Raw genomic sequence first — 15,029 nt, 5'->3', positions numbered from 1 at the left:
GGTATGGAACGGATTTTGGTGATTGGCAGCCCCGGCAGCGGCAAGAGCACCTTCTCCCGGGCCTTGGCCCAGCGGAAGCAGCTGCCCTTGGTCTACCTGGACCAGCTGTTTTGGAACGCCGACAAGACCACCGTGGACCAGGTCCAGTTCGACCAGCGGCTGGAGGAGGCCATGGCCCGCACCCAGGCGTGGATACTGGACGGCAACTATGGCCGCACCTTGGAGATGCGGCTGGAGCGGTGCACCCAGGTGTTCTTTTTGGACTTGCCGGTAGAGGTGTGCCTGGAGAGCGTGCAGGCCCGCCGGGGCACCGTGCGCCCCGACATGCCCTGGGTGGAGACCGAGGAGGACCCGGAGTTTATGGACTATATCCGCACGTTCCCCCAGCAGCAGCGGCCGAAAATCCTGGAGCTGCGGGAGAAGTATGGGGAGAAGCCCTGGGTGGTGCTCCGCAGCCGGGGTCAGATGGACGCCTACCTGCGGGGCTTGGATGCAGGAATGGCAGAGGTAAAAAGGGAGCAAAGGTAAAGGTTTTGCGGTACGTCCGCGCCCAGTGCCTGGGCTGTCACTTCGCGGCGGAGTGCCTCCGCTGTCAAGTCGCGCCTTGGGTCGGCGGCTAAACGCCGCGCCTGTGCGAGCCGCTAACGCACGTCCGCGCCCAGTGCCTGGGTTCTCAATTTGCGTCTTGGGCAGCTCGCTGTCGCTCGTGCTCATCGAATCGCCAGCGCACGTGCGCGGCGGAGTGCCTCCGCTGTCACTTCGCGCCTTGGGCAGCTCGCTTCGCTCGTGCTCATCGAACCACTAACGCACGTGCGCGGCCCAGTGCCTGGGCTGTCACTTCGTGGGGGTTGCATCCCGGGGGCTGGGTGTCGCGCTCCCGCCGCTCCTGGGCTGTGTGACGGAAAAAGCGCCCTTTGCGGGAGCATCCCCCAAAAAGAAACAAGGCCTGCTGCGGTGGCAGCGGGCCTTTCCTTTTACCGGGGTGCGCCGGGGCGGTACTCCATCAGCCAGCAGTCCTCCCAAACGCCCTCGTGGAGCTCGTGCTGGGGCAGGAATTTCACCTTGCGGAAGCCGCAGGCCTCGTAGCAGCGCAGGGCCCGGGGATTGTTGGCGTGGGGGTCCAAGATGACGGCGGCGGCGCCCTCCTCCTGGGTGAGGCGGCGCAGCACCAGCGCAAGGAACCGCCGGCCTATCTGTTTGCCCCACAGCGCCGGCTCCCCGATAAACTGGTCTATGCCAAAAAGGAGCTCCCCCGGCTGATAGGGGTAGTGGTACTCCTGGCACAGCTGGGCGTCCAGCTGGTAGATTTGGATGTAGCCCACCGGCGCACCCTCAAACTCCACCAGGCAGCGGCGGGCGCCCTCCTCGGGGGCGTAGAAGTCCTCTTGGATTTTCTCCGGTGTGTAGGCCATGTCCCGGCCGCCGTAAAACGCCAGCACCTGGGGGTTTCGCATCCAGGTGAGAAGCAGGGGTGCGTCCTGGGGGCGGAGGGGCCGCACCGCCACCGGGCCCTCCCGCAGGGTGAAAGGTTCCATAGGCTGACCTCCTTACTTGATTTCTGTGTTCAGTATAGCACAGCAGGCTTTCCAGCGCAAGGCGCTGCCGGAGAAAAAAAGACCAGTTTTTTGCTGAAATACTGGAGAAATAGCCGAAAACAAGTTCGGTTTCCGTTCTATTCTTGCATTTGCAAAAAAGAAGCGTATAATAGCACACTGGAGTAATTTTTAACAAATTGTGAAAACAGGAGGGATGGGCATGGAAGGCGGATATGGATTTCTCCTTGATTTAGCCTTGATTTTGCTCTCTACAAAGCTGCTGGGACTTCTCACCCAGCGGTTCCAGCTGCCCCAGGTGGTGGGCGCGCTGCTGGCCGGTCTGATTTTGGGCCCGGCTGTGTTGGACGTGATTCAGGAGACGGAGTTTATCAAAGAGACGGCGGAAATCGGCGTCATTGTGATGATGTTCTGCGCCGGCATGGAAACAGATGTAAACGAGCTGAAGCACAGCGGCAAGGCGGCCTTTATCATCGCCCTCATCGGCGTCATCGTGCCCATTTTGGGCGGCTTTGGCCTGGCCTATTTCTTCAACCAGCCCGGCGTCATCGAGTCGGACGCCTCCACGCCCATCTTTCTGCAAAACCTGTTCATCGGCGTTATCCTCACCGCCACTTCGGTGAGCATCTCGGTGGAGACGCTGAAAGAGCTGGGCAAGCTGAAGACCCGCTCTGGCAACGCCATTCTGGGGGCGGCCATTATCGATGACGTGCTGGGCATCATCGCCCTGACCATCATCAGCAGCATGGCCGACTCTTCTGTGAGCATCGGGATTGTGCTGCTGCAGATTTTGGGTTTCTTCGTCTTTGTGGCGGTGGCTGGCTTCCTGTTCTACAAGTTCTACATCCACTGGGTGGTGAAGGCGGAAAAGGGCATGCACCGCCATGTGATTATCGCCTTTGTGTTCTGCCTGCTGATGTCCTACATCGCGGAGGTGGCCTTTGGCGTGGCGGATATCACCGGCGCCTTCTGCGCGGGTGTGATTATCTCCATGACCCAGCGCAGCCAGTACCTCAACTCCAAGTTTGACGTGCTCAGCTACGCCTACCTTTCCCCCCTGTTCTTTGCCAGCATCGGCCTGCAGGTGACTTTGCCGGAGATGACCCCGGCTATCGTCTGGTTCTCGGTTCTGCTCATTGTGGTGGCGGTGCTCACCAAGGTGGTGGGCTGCGGCCTGGGCGCCAAGCTGTGCCATTACCAGAACTACCAGGCGGCCCGCATTGGCGTGGGCATGATTTCCCGGGGCGAGGTGGCCCTGATTGTGGCCAGCAAGGGCATGGCCCTGGGGCTGATGGGCAACAACTTCCTGGGGCCGGTGATTTTGATGGTGGTGGCCACCACCATTGTCACCCCCATCCTGTTGAAGTTCGTTTTCCGCTGGGGCCCGGCCAACACGCCCCCCGTGGAGAAGGGTTTCTCCGAGAACTACGCCCAGCTGGGCGCGCTGCGCAGCGGCATCGGCGTCAAGGAAATGGCGAAAAAGGCCCAGGCGCAGGCCGCCCAGGAACGGAAGGCCTCTTCCAAGAAAACAAAATAAAGTTCCGGCCTTGCCGGAAAACAAGGGCCCGGGCACTGCCCGGGCCCTTATTTTCCCATTCATCCAGCGGCGGCTCCCCCTCTAGGAAAGTGAACAGGGTCCGGCAGCTCCGGCAGTAATAGGTGATGGGCGGGTCCTGGGCAAAAAATCCCATGAGAAAAACCCTTCCCAGCGCGATACCCCGTTTTTCTCGACGCCGGAGGGGGTGACAAGGCCCCTTTTCAGAGGGGCCCCCTCCCGGAAGCCAGTACACACCGCGGCCCCCGGGGGCCAGCAAGGCGCCGTTTTCCATTTCCTTCCCGCAGCGCCCCTTCTGTCCACAGGGGCTTTTTCCCTTCCATGAGAAAGGCCCCTCCTTTTGGAAAAGCAGCGTGTCAGACCTCGGTAAACTCCATCATAAGCCCGTTGGGAAGAAGCTTGGAGAGAACGTGGTAGAACTTGTAAAAGGCCCCCTTGGTGTAGGTCATCTTCCCACGTTTAGCCGCCCGCAAAGAGCCCTCCGCCACCTCCCGGGGATCCACCCGGGGCAGCTTGTCAATCAGGCGGGATTTCCCCTCGGGTACGCCCGCCACGTTCCAGAAGGCCGTGTCCATGGGGCCGGGGCACACGGCGCACACCCGAATGCCCCTGGGCCGCAGCTCCTCGTGAAGCGCTTTGGAAAAGGCGGATACATAGGCCTTCGTGGCGCAGTAGACGGTCATCCGGGGGGTGGGGGCAAAGGCGGCGATGGAGGCGATGTTCAGCACCAGGCTGTCATCCAGCATATAGGGAAGGCACAGCCGGGTAATGCCCGTCAGGGCGCGGCAGTTCAGGTCCACCATGCCGGTCTGGGATTCCCGGTTGGAGGTAAAAAAGTCGGTGCACTTGCCATAGCCCGCGTTGTTTACCAGCACCTTGATCTCCGGCTGGTTTTCCTTTAAGAGCTTTTCAAAAATTTCCAGGCTCTCCTCCTCTCCCAGGTCCAGGGAGATGGCGGCGATGGTCTTGTCCGGGTGCTCTTGGGCAATTTCCTTTAATAGCTCTTTGCGGCGTGCCACCAGCCAAAAGGCGTCCACGCTGGGATATTGATTGATGATTGCGTTGATGTATTCCTTTCCGAGCCCGCTGGAGGCCCCGGTGATGACGGCAGTTACCATGGAAGGACCGGCCCCTTTCTGAAAAAAGCAGTGTTCTACCTTGTATTGTACCCCCTTCCCGGCGGCCCGTCAATGTGGGAGCCGGGCAGAGAGTTCATAATTTTTTTGGAATTTTCTGCTGTTGTCCCCGGCGAGTTTGTGTTATAATGACTACAACCCTGCGTTTGGGGGCTTTCCCCAGAGCGATGAGAACACATAAAGGACGGATGTAATTGTGAAGCACACCAGATGGACAGCGGCGCTTCTGGCGCTGGCGCTTGTGCTCTCCCTGCCTTTTACGGCGGCGGCAGAGACCTTTTCGACAGAGGACTTTTCCCTGGAGATCCCCGAGGGGATGTACACGTTCACCCCGTCCACTCCGGTGGACGACCCCTCTTGGGCGTTGGCGGGAGTGGCCGATGCCCAGGGTAAGCTGGAGGAGTACCGGGATATGGGCGGCGTTGTGGAGATGGTCTCTGAGGATGGCGAGACCTCGATCCTGCTGACCCAGTCCACCACGGACGATTCAGAGAGCATCTTTAACCTGGAGGACCTGACCGAGGAGGAGCGGGCCGAGTTCCTGGACGGGCTGGCCCAGACCAAGACCGATGAGATCCAGCTGGAAAAGAGCTATGTGGAGATCAACGGGCGCCTCTTCTACCGCATTCGGTTCGAGGGCGTCTATCAGGAGATGGGATATAACGAGCTGCTGTACGGTACCATCATCAACGGGTACTCCTTAAATTTGGATACCTATGGCAATTTGGACCCCGTCAGCCAGGAGACGGAGGATTTGATGGTTTCCATTGCGGAAACCATCACCTTCCCAGAGATCCTGGAAAAGCCGGAGATCACCCCCCAGGATACCACCCAGGCCCTGGTCACTGTGGGGCTGCTGGTGGTTTTGATCCTGGTGTTCCTGGCGCCGCTTATCTACTTCCCCATCCGCAACAAGCGGGACAAAAAGCAGAAGGCTCTCTTGACCGAGCGCCTGACGGAATACCACAAGACCCACGGCAACAACGAGACCATCGCCGGGGAAATGCTGTTTGCCAACTCTACAGAGTGCACCAAGGAGGCCATCCACACCTTCAGCATCTACCAGGCCTACATCAAAAACCTGGGGACCCTGGTGGTGGGCGCGCTGCTGTGCCTGGTCACCCTGGTGATCTCCTTCCTGGTGGATGCGGAGTGGTGGCTGAAGCTGCTCACCTTTGGCGTAGTGGTTTACTACGGCTATAAGATCGTCAGCGCCCCCCATACCCTGGAGAAGATCCAGCGCCGGGTGTTCGACCGGGGCGTTTCCTCCACGGCCCATTACGCGTTCTATGACGAGGCTTTCCGCGTTTCGGGAATCCAGTCTGCCAGCGTGTTCCCCTATTTCCAGATCGTGGACGTGCGCAAGCACGGGCACTATATCTATCTCTATTACGGCCCGGAGAACGCTTACATGGTGGACCAGTTTGGCTTCTCCAAGGGAGAGTTCAGCGACTTTGTCAAATTTATCTCGGAAAAGACCGGGAAGAAGCTATAAGGAGGCATACCACATGAACCAACAGCCCATCGGCGTCATTGGCGCCATGAAAATGGAGGTGGACGCCATCCTGGCCGCCATGGAGGGCAAGCGGCAGGAGGTCCATGGGAGCATGGCGTTCACAGCGGGCACCCTTTCCGGCGTACCCTGCGTGGCTGTTCAGTGCTCGCCTGGCAAGGTGAACGCCGCCCTGTGCACCCAGGCTTTGGTGGACTTTTTCAGTCCCCGCCTGGTGCTGAACCTGGGCGTGGCCGGCGGCATTGGAGAGGGCGTCCACATTGGGGATGTGGTCATTGCCACCGCCTGTGTGGAGTACGACTTTGACACCTCGGCCCTGGGCCAGTGGCCCGCGGGCCAGCTGACCCTTCCCGGCCAGGAGGGGCCCGTGCGGTTCCTGCCCTGTGAGGAGGGGCTGGCGAAGGCCCTGGCCGCCGCCGGGGAGGACTTGTACGGCCGGGCGCACCTGGGGGTGGTTGCCACGGGGGACAAGTTCGTGGCAGACCCCGCAGTGGGGGAGTGGCTGCAAAAGGAGTTTGGCGCCCTGGCCTGCGAGATGGAGGGCGGGGCCATCGCTCACGCCTGCCTGGTGAACCAGGTGCCTTGCGCCGTGCTGCGGACTATCTCTGACAACGCCCACGACAGCGAGACGGTGGACTTTGTGACCTTCGCCCAGGGCTCGGCCCAGAAGGCCCAGGAGCTTTTGCGGAAGGTCCTGCCCCGGCTGTGAGGTGAGCCATGAAGATCTATGACATTTCCCGAGAGGTGTTTTCCGCCCGGGTGTTTCCCGGCGACCCGGTGCCCGGCTTTCAGCCTGTGCTGGAGCTGGAGAAGGGGGCGCCCTGCAGCCTGACCCAGCTCTCCCTGGGCAGCCACAGCGCCACCCACATGGACGCTCCTAGCCATTTTCTTCCGGGGGGGAGAACCATCGACCAGGTGGAGCTCTCCCGGTGCGTGGGTCCCTGCCGGGTGCTTGAGGTCCATGGCTATTTAAGCGGCGCATGGGCCCGGGCCGTGATGGGCACCGGCGCCAAGCGGGTGCTTCTCAAGGGGGAGGTGGAGATCTCCCTGGAGGCCGCGGAGGAGTGGGCCAAGGGCGGACTGCTGCTTCTGGGCGTAGAAGGCATGACCGTGGGGCCCGTGAGCGATCCCGGCCCGGTGCACCGGGCCCTTTTGGGGGCCGAGGTGGCCATTTTGGAGAGCTGCGACTTGAGCCAGGTGCCGCAGGGCGGATATTTCCTGGTGGCGCAGCCCCTGCGCTATGGCGGGCTGGATGGGGGCCAGGTGCGGCCCCTGCTGTTAGAGGGCATTGATATCCGGTAAGTGATGAAAAACGGGGGAGGGCCTGTGGCTCTCCCTTTTTCCAGGCATAGAGAAAGGAGAAGGCGATGGACGCGCTGCAAAAAGCCAGAGAGTATTTGGAGCGGGACCCCCTGCTGTATATGGATATGCTGGGCCCCTTGGACCGGGGCATGGTGGAGGTGGTCTCCTTGCGGAAGGACGGCTTGCTGCTGTACAACGGCCCGGGAGAGGCATTCATGCTGGCGGCGGACAGCTTGGAGGCAGGAAAGGCCCTGTGCGCCGGCGTGGAGGCCATGGAGATTGCCACAGCCCACGACGGGGAGACGGGGGCCTTCCTCCGGGACCAGTATCACCTGCCGGATCTGCGGGGCTGCACCCAGGCGGCCTATCTGGAAAAAGAGCCCCTTCCCGTGCCCCCGGGGTTTGAGATCCGCCCCCTGGGGGAGGAGTTCTTTTCTTTGATCCTGGAGAACTACCACTCTTTCACCGACCCAGAGTACATCCACAAGCGCATCGCCGCCGGTGTAATGCACGGGGCCTTTCAAAAGGGGGAGCTGCTGGGCTTCATCGGCATGCACGCCGAGGGCAGCGTGGGCATGCTGGAGGTGCTGCCCCAGCACCGGCGCAAGGGGGCTGCCACCGCCCTGATGGCCTTTATGACCGGGTTCTGCCTGGAACGGGGATGGGTGCCCTTCTCCCAGATCTTCCACGGGAACGAGGCCTCTCTGGCGCTGCACCGCCGGCTGGGCTGGGCCCTGAGCCAGCGCCCCCTGTATTGGGTCATGCCAGAGTGAGCGAAGATTTAACTTGACAGGGGCCGCGCCGTTGGATATGCTGGAGAAAAGGGCCTTGCCCGCCTGGAAGGGGAGCGATGTTATGAGAACGCTGGTCATTTACTATTCCAAAACAGGCTTCGCCAAGCGCTACGCCCAGTGGCTGGAGGAGGACCTCGCCTGCCGCTGCGTCCCCTTTTCCCAGCGGGACAGCGTGGACCTGGCCGCCTATGACAAAGTGGTGTTCGGCTCCAGCGTCCACGCCGGGGGCATCCGCAAGCTGGGGTGGTTCAAAAAGCAGCTGCCCCGGCTGCGGGGCAAGCGGCTGGCGGTGTTTTTCACCGGGGCCATGCCTCCCGAGGAGCACACCGTGGAGCAGTGCGTGGCCCAGAACCTGACCCCGGAAGAGAGGCGGCAGGTGCGGGCCTTCTACCTGTGGGGCGGCCTGAACTACGAGGCCATGGGCCCCGTGGACAAGTGGATGATGGGTGTATTCCGCAAAATGCTGGCCGGGAAAAAGAATCCCTCCCCAGAGGACCGGATGGCCGCCCAGATGGTGGCCTCCTCTTATGATAAGGCGGAGCGCAAGTACCTGGAGCCCCTGGAGGAATACCTGCGGGGATGAGGCTTCTCCTCCTGGAACAAAAAGAAAGGCCGTCCAAAAGGACGGCTTTTTTCACAGGCTGGCGTTTTTTCAATAGTAGCGCACCACGGCGATGACCTTGCCCAGCACAGAGGCGTGGTCGGAGTAGATGGGCTGGAAGTCCGGGTTTGCAGGCTGCAGGCGCACGCCCTCCTTTTCCCGGTACAGGCGCTTGACCGTGGCTTCATCGTCGATCATGGCCACCACGATCTCCCCGTCGTCCGCGGTGGAGACCCGCTCGGCCACCACATAGTCCCCGTCTAAAATGCCGGCGTCCCGCATGCTCAGGCCGCTGACATGCAGGGCAAACAGCTCCTTGCCTGCCTTGGGGGGGAAGGGGATGTAGCCCTCAATGTCCTCCACCGCCAGGATAGGCATGCCCGCCGTGACCTTGCCCAGAATGGGCACCTGGGCGGCAGGGGACTCCCCCTCCACCCGGATGGAGCGGTTCAAGCCTGCCTCTCGGGTGATGTAGCCCAGGCGCTCCAAGGTCTTCAAATGGGCGTGAACCGTGGAGGTGGAGCGCAGCCCCGTGGCAGCGCAGATCTCCCGCACCGTGGGGGGGACGCCCCCGGATACCTTCTGCCGGAGGAAATCATAGACTTTCTGCTGGCTTTTCGTGAGATGCTCCATACCCGCGCCCCGCTTTCCTGGAATGGTTTTCTCTATTATAGCACAAGATGAAGCGCTTCGCAAACATTTGTTTGCGAAAAAACGGAGTTTTTGCGGGAAATCCGATGCATTTTGCCCCCCTGAAAAGTTCACAAAATCGGAAGAAATTCTTTAAGGTTTATTCACAGCGCCGTAACAACTCTCCCGGAATTTTTGGGTATAATAACAGCGTACTCAAAAGAAATGGACCGCACCTTTTCTTGAGATACATGTTCTACCCTCCTCAATAATACCCCTCAAGCTAAAGAGAAACCCCCGGCAGCGGAAGCTGCCGGGGGTTTCTCTTTCTTTGCTGCATAAACCCGTTCCAACAGGCCCAAAATACCTGTGCGACCGTATTTTGAGCCGAAAGGAACGTGTGATATGAACGGAAAACGCTTTACGGAGGAAAAGGCCCGGCGCAGCGGATTTTACCTGGCGCTGGCGGTGTGCCTGGTGGCGGTGGGCGTTGCCGCGTGGAGCACCTATGACGCGGTAAACAGCTATGTGGAACCCACGGCGGAGGAATCCTCCCTGGCCAGCCAGCAGGCAGAGGATGTGCGGGAAAGCCAAGAGGCCAAGGAGGAAGCGGACACCCTAGCGAACGCCTCCAGACAGGCGGAGAGCGCTGCCTCTCAGGCGGCCGATCCAGAGGATACGGAAAATGACGACCCGGAAGCGCCCCGAACCTCCTCCTCCCAGCCCGCCCAGGAGACGGCGGGAGAGGTGACCCAGCAGGCAGAGCCCTCTCCGGAGAGTCAGGCTCCAGAGAGCAGCCAATCCTCAGAGAGCAGCCAGGCCCCCCAGGTGCCTGCCAACGCTCCCCTGTATGAGATCAGCGCGGAGATGATATGGCCCGTTGAGGGCGGCGAGGTGCTGCATGCCTACAGCGCCGGGGCGCCGGTGTATTCCCAGACCATGAAGGATTGGCGCATCCACACAGGGCTGGATATCAGCGCCCAGCCCCAAGCCCCGGTGATGGCCTGCGCCAACGGCCAGGTGCGGGAGGTCTACACCGACAGCATGCTGGGCAACGTGGCCCTGATTGAGCACGGGGACTACCTGTTCTACTACTGCGGCCTGGGGGAGGACTTCCAGGTGGAGGCCGGAGATGTGGTGGCCATGGGCCAGCAGATCGGCGTGGTGACGGCCGTGCCCTATGAGGCGGCCGAGGAGCCGCACCTCCATGTGGAGGTGCGCCGGGACGGGGTGGCGGTGGATCCCCAGCCCCTGCTGGACAATGCCCAGTAAGCCGGAAAAAGGCGGAGCTGCCCCAAAGAGGCGCTCCGCCCTTTTTTATTTGAGAGCCTGGTATTTCTTTTTGGTGGCCAGCCCGCCCCGAATGTGGCGCTGGGCCTTGTTGACGGCCAGCACGTTTTTCACGTCCCGGTACAGGCCGCTGTCCAGGTATTTCAGGCGCTGGGAAACATCCTTGTGCACTGTGCTCTTGCTGACGCCGAACTGCTTGGCGGCCCGGCGCACGGTCGCTTTGTTTTCCACAATGTATTCGCCGAGCCTGGTGGCCCGGTCGTCGATGACACGGTCAGACATATGCACCCCTCGCTTCCAATGTGTTTATACATATGAAAGCGGGGGAAGGGTTAGTACAGGGGAATGGCGCCGGAGGCGTTAGATGTGGCGCTCAAACCATTGGGTGATCTCCTGCAGCCGGCGGATGCGGTGCCGGGGTTTGCCGCTGCGGGAGAGCTCGTGGTTTTCCCCGTGGAAGATGATCATGCGGGTCTCCACGCCCCGCTGCTGCAGGGCGGCATACATTTGATACCCCTCGGACAGAGGGCAGCGGTAGTCTTCGTCGCTGTGGAGGAACAGGGTGGGGGTGGAGCAGTTATCCAGGTACTTTAAGGGGGAGTGTTCCCACAGCTTTTCCATGCTGTTCCACACGTTGTCCCGGGCGCCCAGGCCCATTTGATCCCGGGCAAAGTCCTCTCCAATGTCCGAGGTAAACCCAAAGCCCACCCAGTTGGCGATGGAGCGCTGGGACGCGGCGGCGGCGAACCGGTGGGTGTGGCCGATGATCCAATTGGTCATAAAGCCGCCATAGCTGCCCCCGGTGACGCACAGCCGCTTCTCGTCGATTTGGGGATACTTTTCCAGCACACGGTCCGTAAAGGCCATCAGGTCGTCGTAATCAATGGTGCCGTATTTTCCCCGCAGGTCGGCAAACTGGTTGCCCCGGCCGTCTCCGCCCCGTGGGTTGGTAAAGAACACAAACCAGCCCTGGCTGGCCCAATACTGCATCTCGTGGTAGAACACCTCGCCGTAGACCGTTTTAGGGCCGCCGTGGATATCTAAAATGGCGGGATAGGACTTTTGCGGGTCAAAGTCCTTGGGCAGCAGCACCCAGCCCTCCAAATCCACTCCATCGTTCTCGTAGGGAAGGGCCTGGGGCAGGGCCACATACCGGCCGGCAAGCACCTTCTCGTTCAGGGTGGTGAGCTGGTCCCGTTCCTGGGCGCGGCAGTCCCAGCGGTACAGCTCTTGCAGCTTCCCGTCCTGCATGCCCACAAAGTAAAGGGAACCCTCCGCCGCGTCGATGCAGTCCACCGAGCCGGCCTGGGTGTACACGGGGCGGATTTCCCCAGCCTCTTCCAGGCAGTACACCTGAGAGGCGCCCCCCAAGGTGGTGACAAAGTACAGCTTGTCCCCTTCCTGCACCCACTCCCGGCCGCCGCCCAGGCGGCAGTCGCTGCCCACAGAGGAGCCCAGGGCGTCCTCATAGGGGGCCAGAAGGGCCACCTCTCCCGAGGCGGGGTTCAGGGTGTAGAACTGGGCGTTCTCGTTGAGGCCGTAGCGCTTGCCATCGGTGGCCAGCAGCAGGATCTTCTCCCCCCACCAAAGGGCGTCGTACAGGTCGTAGGTGCGGGGCTTTAACAGCTCGGTGGTCCGGCCGGTCTCCCGGTCATATACATACACCCCAGACTTGTTCTTCCGCTTTACGGTGTAGCTTTGGCCGGTGAAAAGCACCTGTTTCCCATCGGGGCTGAGGTGGGCGCTGCCGGTGGAAAAGGCCTCTTTTGTCACCCGTGTGAGCTTTCCGGAGGACTCTTCGTAGAGGAAGAGGGCGTCCCGGTGCTTGTTGACGTAGCCCGCCCCGTTGAAGTAAAAGGGCATCTCATCCAGCACCTGGTAGTCCTTCTCCTCCTTCTTTTCCTTCAAAAGGGCCTCTTTGGCGCCGCCTTTGAGCTGGTGCGCCTTGGAGAAGCGAAGGTCCCAGTCCACGGCCAGCAGGTACACGCCCTCGTCCGCCTTTTCCAGCAGAGAGGCGGAAAGAGGCACCTCAAAGGCCTTTTGGGCCTCGCCGCCCCGAAGGTCCAGGCGGTAGAAGGCGGTGTGCTCCTCGCCCGCCTCCGCGCGCTTTTTCTGCTCCGGGTCCCTGGTGGACTGGAACAGCAGGGTGTGGGGGCTGTCCCACAGGAAGCCGCCGGTCTTCCCGTCTGTGGTCAGGGGGAAAGCCGGTCCGTCCAGGGGCTTAAGCCACAGGTCTTTCCGGTAGGAGTTCTCCTCCACGTCCGCCTGGGCGGTTAAAAAGGCCAGCTCTCCCAGCGGGCCCCGGCGCAGGCCGGAGAGAAATTTGTATTGGGTAAACAGGTCCATGGTAATGGGTTCCAATGAAATCATCCTTTCTAAAACGGGAGTATGGCTCCATTATAGTGCGGATTGGGAGAAAGGACAAGGGGCCATGGTCCCCACTCTGCAACATCCTGCAAAAAAACGAAGCTTCCCCCTTGACAGCGGGCGCGTTCCTGTGTATTATAGTGTTGTGGTTAGTTACTTGACTAATTAACTAGAAAAGATAGGAGGCAGCCATGGAACTGGATTTCAATTCGGACCGGCCGATTTTCCAGCAGATTGCCGAGGGGCTGGAGGACGGCATCCTCTCCGGGGCCTTCCCGGAGGAAAGCCAGATCCCCTCCATCACAGAATTTTCCGTGCTGTATAAGATCAACCCTGCCACCGCCCTAAAGGGCATCAACCTGCTGGTGGAGGAGGGCGTGGTCTACAAGAAAAGGGGAGTTGGCATGTTCGTGCAGACCGGCGCGGTGGAAACGCTGCGCGCCAAACGGAAGGAAGGCTTTTACGACCGCTTTGTGGCCAGCCTGGTGGCAGAGGCCAAACGGCTGGGCATCGGCCGGGAGGAGCTGGCAAAGCTCATCGACCGGGGCTTTGCCCAGGGGGAAAAGGAGGAGTTATGAGCATTGTCATTGAAAACGTGAGCAAGCGCTTTGACCAGGTGCAGGCGCTGAAAGATGTGAGCTTTACCCTGGAGGAGGGGAAGATCTACGGCCTGCTGGGACGCAACGGGGCGGGGAAATCCACCCTGCTGAACGTGCTGACCCAGCGCATTTTCCCCGATGGGGGCAGCGTCACCGTGGACGGGGAGCCCGCCGGCGGCAGCGACCGGGCCCTCTCCAAGCTGTACCTGATGAGTGAGAAGCTCTACTACCCGGAGAACATGAAGGTGAAGGACGCCTTTAAGTGGAGCCGGGTGTTCTATCCGGAATTTGACTGGGAGTTCGCCTGGAAGCTGGCCGGGGCCTTCCAGCTGAACACGGGCGCCAAGGTGAGCAAGCTGTCCACCGGGTACAGCTCCATCTTCAAGATCGTGGTGGCCCTGTCCACCAACGCCCCCTATGTGCTGCTGGACGAGCCCGTGCTGGGCCTGGACGCCAACCACCGGGACCTGTTCTACAAAACGCTGCTGGCCCGGTACGCGGAACGCCCCTTCACCGCGGTGATCTCCACCCACTTGATCGAGGAGATTTCCCACCTGATTGAGGACGTGGTGATTTTGCACCACGGCCAGGTGCTGGAGAAGGGGAACCGGGAGGGGCTGCTTTCCGGGGGCTACACGGTCAGCGGGCCCAAGGGGCTGGTGGAGGCGTACATCCGGGGCAAGCGCCTGCTGGGGACAGACACCCTGGGCGGCCTGATGAGCGCCCACCTGCAGGGCGTGCCGGACCGGGCCTCCCTGCCCCAGGGTCTGGAGCTCTCCAGCCTGGACTTACAGAAGATGTTCGTGCTGATGACCAGCGACCCGGAGCAGATGGCTGCCGGGTCCCCCAGAAAGGGAGGAGAGGTATGAAACTGAAACAATCCATCCGCTATCAGCTGGCGGACTTCATCGGCCCTGTGATCATCTACTACGGCGTGGTAATCGCCCTGCATATCGTGCTCTGCCTGGCGTGGATTTTCGGTTCCATCAGGGCCTATATGAGCGGAGGACTGTCGGCCTTTTCCACAGTGTTTTTGTTCATCTGCGGGCTTTGCTCCTTCCACGACAACCTGCCCATGCACCTGCAAAACGGCGTCAGCCGGAAAACCATGTACACCGCCTGGCTGGCGGTCACGGGGATTGTGTCCGCGTTTATGGCGGCGGCGGACACGGTGCTGGCCGTTCTCATCGACCTGCTGGATCTGCCCATTTGGGGCTATGGCTCCGCCAATTTGTTTCTCACCCTGTTTAACTTGGACAGGCTGGCCTTTGGGCAAACCCTTGTCAACACCCTGTTTTCCATTCCCTTCAGCTTTGTACTGCTGGCGCTGGCCATGACCTTGGGCTACTTTATTGTGGTGTTCTTCTACCGCCTGCCGGTGAAACTGCGGATTGTGGTGGGGGCCTGCGCGGGATTTCTGCTGTTCTTTGGCCTGCCCGGAGCGAAGATACTCGATACCAACCTGCTGGGCGAGGGGCTGCGGGCCTTCTTCCGCCAATACTTGGAGCCCGTGCTGGAGTTCATCTGGGAGAACCCCTTCGCCCTGATGGGAACCTGGGCCGTGGCGGCGGTGGTGCTCTCCGCCCTCAGCTGGCTGCTGATGCGCCGCACGGCGGTGGCGCGTTGAGAAGCGGCTTCCGCTCTTTTCCCAGAGGAAAAAAGGCATCCGGCCAGAAGGCCGGATGCCCT

General features: G+C 61.1%; 17 protein-coding genes. 11 read left to right on the top strand and 6 right to left on the bottom strand.

What is annotated here, in order from left to right; all coding sequences use genetic code 11:
- Positions 1 to 3: 3 nt before the first annotated feature.
- A complete protein-coding gene (locus ODJ80_RS01630; RefSeq protein ID WP_263040625.1) occupies positions 4 to 528 on the top strand; it encodes an adenylate kinase in 525 nt (174 codons plus the stop codon).
- 446 nt (positions 529 to 974) lie between these two features.
- Here the strand turns inward: ODJ80_RS01630 and ODJ80_RS01625 are convergent, their stop codons facing one another.
- The gene (locus tag ODJ80_RS01625; protein ID WP_263040624.1) at positions 975 to 1,535 is read right to left on the bottom strand and encodes a GNAT family N-acetyltransferase; all 561 of its coding nucleotides are present in this window, start codon (positions 1,533 to 1,535) and stop codon (positions 975 to 977) included.
- Positions 1,536 to 1,755: 220 nt separating this feature from the next.
- On the opposite strand from ODJ80_RS01625, the gene ODJ80_RS01620 reads away from it, so the two are divergent.
- Positions 1,756 to 3,090, top strand: coding sequence for a cation:proton antiporter (locus tag ODJ80_RS01620; protein WP_263040623.1), 1,335 nt, complete (start codon positions 1,756 to 1,758; stop codon positions 3,088 to 3,090).
- Here ODJ80_RS01620 and ODJ80_RS14130 read toward each other — a convergent pair.
- Both ODJ80_RS14130 and ODJ80_RS01615 read right to left on the bottom strand, forming a co-directional pair.
- Positions 3,017 to 3,382, bottom strand: a complete 366-nt coding sequence (locus tag ODJ80_RS14130) for a hypothetical protein (RefSeq protein ID WP_442863877.1) — start codon at positions 3,380 to 3,382, stop codon at positions 3,017 to 3,019. The two genes, ODJ80_RS01620 and ODJ80_RS14130, sit on opposite strands and share 74 nt — an antisense overlap.
- Before the next feature lie 82 nt (positions 3,383 to 3,464).
- A complete protein-coding gene (locus ODJ80_RS01615; protein ID WP_178864957.1) occupies positions 3,465 to 4,226 on the bottom strand; it encodes an SDR family NAD(P)-dependent oxidoreductase in 762 nt (253 codons plus the stop codon).
- 214 nt (positions 4,227 to 4,440) lie between these two features.
- On the opposite strand from ODJ80_RS01615, the gene ODJ80_RS01610 reads away from it, so the two are divergent.
- From ODJ80_RS01610 to ODJ80_RS01590, 5 genes are all read left to right on the top strand, one after another.
- Positions 4,441 to 5,739, top strand: a complete 1,299-nt coding sequence (locus tag ODJ80_RS01610; protein ID WP_263040622.1) for a YcxB family protein — start codon at positions 4,441 to 4,443, stop codon at positions 5,737 to 5,739.
- A 13-nt stretch (positions 5,740 to 5,752) separates the two neighbouring features.
- Positions 5,753 to 6,466 (top strand): 5'-methylthioadenosine/adenosylhomocysteine nucleosidase, encoded by a 714-nt coding sequence (locus ODJ80_RS01605; protein WP_263040621.1) that lies wholly within the window; start codon positions 5,753 to 5,755, stop codon positions 6,464 to 6,466.
- Between the two features lie 8 nt (positions 6,467 to 6,474).
- Positions 6,475 to 7,059, top strand: a complete 585-nt coding sequence (locus ODJ80_RS01600) for a cyclase family protein (RefSeq protein WP_263040620.1) — start codon at positions 6,475 to 6,477, stop codon at positions 7,057 to 7,059.
- 65 nt (positions 7,060 to 7,124) lie between these two features.
- On the top strand, positions 7,125 to 7,832 hold the full coding sequence (locus ODJ80_RS01595; protein ID WP_263040619.1) for a GNAT family N-acetyltransferase: 708 nt from the start codon (positions 7,125 to 7,127) through the stop codon (positions 7,830 to 7,832).
- Between the two features lie 82 nt (positions 7,833 to 7,914).
- Positions 7,915 to 8,436, top strand: a complete 522-nt coding sequence (locus ODJ80_RS01590; protein WP_263040618.1) for a flavodoxin domain-containing protein — start codon at positions 7,915 to 7,917, stop codon at positions 8,434 to 8,436.
- 69 nt (positions 8,437 to 8,505) lie between these two features.
- On the opposite strand, the gene lexA is transcribed toward ODJ80_RS01590, so the two are convergent.
- Positions 8,506 to 9,087: a transcriptional repressor LexA gene (gene lexA, locus ODJ80_RS01585; protein ID WP_178864951.1), complete on the bottom strand. Its 582-nt coding sequence runs from the start codon at positions 9,085 to 9,087 to the stop codon at positions 8,506 to 8,508.
- Between the two features lie 402 nt (positions 9,088 to 9,489).
- Here lexA and ODJ80_RS01580 point away from each other — a divergent pair, with 402 nt between their 5' ends.
- Positions 9,490 to 10,356: a M23 family metallopeptidase gene (locus ODJ80_RS01580; protein WP_263040617.1), complete on the top strand. Its 867-nt coding sequence runs from the start codon at positions 9,490 to 9,492 to the stop codon at positions 10,354 to 10,356.
- Between the two features lie 45 nt (positions 10,357 to 10,401).
- On the opposite strand, the gene ODJ80_RS01575 is transcribed toward ODJ80_RS01580, so the two are convergent.
- Entirely contained in the window at positions 10,402 to 10,656 is a 255-nt protein-coding gene (locus ODJ80_RS01575; RefSeq protein ID WP_178864949.1) for a sporulation transcriptional regulator SpoIIID, read from the bottom strand.
- A 78-nt stretch (positions 10,657 to 10,734) separates the two neighbouring features.
- Positions 10,735 to 12,744, bottom strand: coding sequence for a S9 family peptidase (locus ODJ80_RS01570; RefSeq protein ID WP_442863876.1), 2,010 nt, complete (start codon positions 12,742 to 12,744; stop codon positions 10,735 to 10,737).
- Between the two features lie 188 nt (positions 12,745 to 12,932).
- On the opposite strand from ODJ80_RS01570, the gene ODJ80_RS01565 reads away from it, so the two are divergent.
- From ODJ80_RS01565 to ODJ80_RS01555, 3 genes are read left to right on the top strand one after another with little or no spacing between them, the layout of a single operon-like run.
- A complete protein-coding gene (locus tag ODJ80_RS01565; RefSeq protein WP_178864948.1) occupies positions 12,933 to 13,319 on the top strand; it encodes a GntR family transcriptional regulator in 387 nt (128 codons plus the stop codon).
- Entirely contained in the window at positions 13,316 to 14,209 is an 894-nt protein-coding gene (locus ODJ80_RS01560) for an ABC transporter ATP-binding protein (RefSeq protein ID WP_263040615.1), read from the top strand. Before ODJ80_RS01565 ends, ODJ80_RS01560 begins: the two co-directional genes overlap by 4 nt.
- Positions 14,206 to 14,967 carry a hypothetical protein gene (locus ODJ80_RS01555; RefSeq protein ID WP_263040614.1) on the top strand — a complete coding sequence of 254 codons (762 nt, stop codon included), beginning with the start codon at positions 14,206 to 14,208 and terminating at the stop codon, positions 14,965 to 14,967. Before ODJ80_RS01560 ends, ODJ80_RS01555 begins: the two co-directional genes overlap by 4 nt.
- Positions 14,968 to 15,029 lie beyond the last annotated feature (62 nt).

The sequence above is a fragment of the Acutalibacter sp. LFL-21 genome, assembly GCF_025630755.1.
GTDB classification, from domain to species: domain Bacteria; phylum Bacillota; class Clostridia; order Oscillospirales; family Acutalibacteraceae; genus Acutalibacter; species Acutalibacter stercoravium.
The sequence above is the reverse complement of the archived record's forward strand: the minus strand, read 5'-3'. Positions and strand labels throughout refer to the sequence as shown.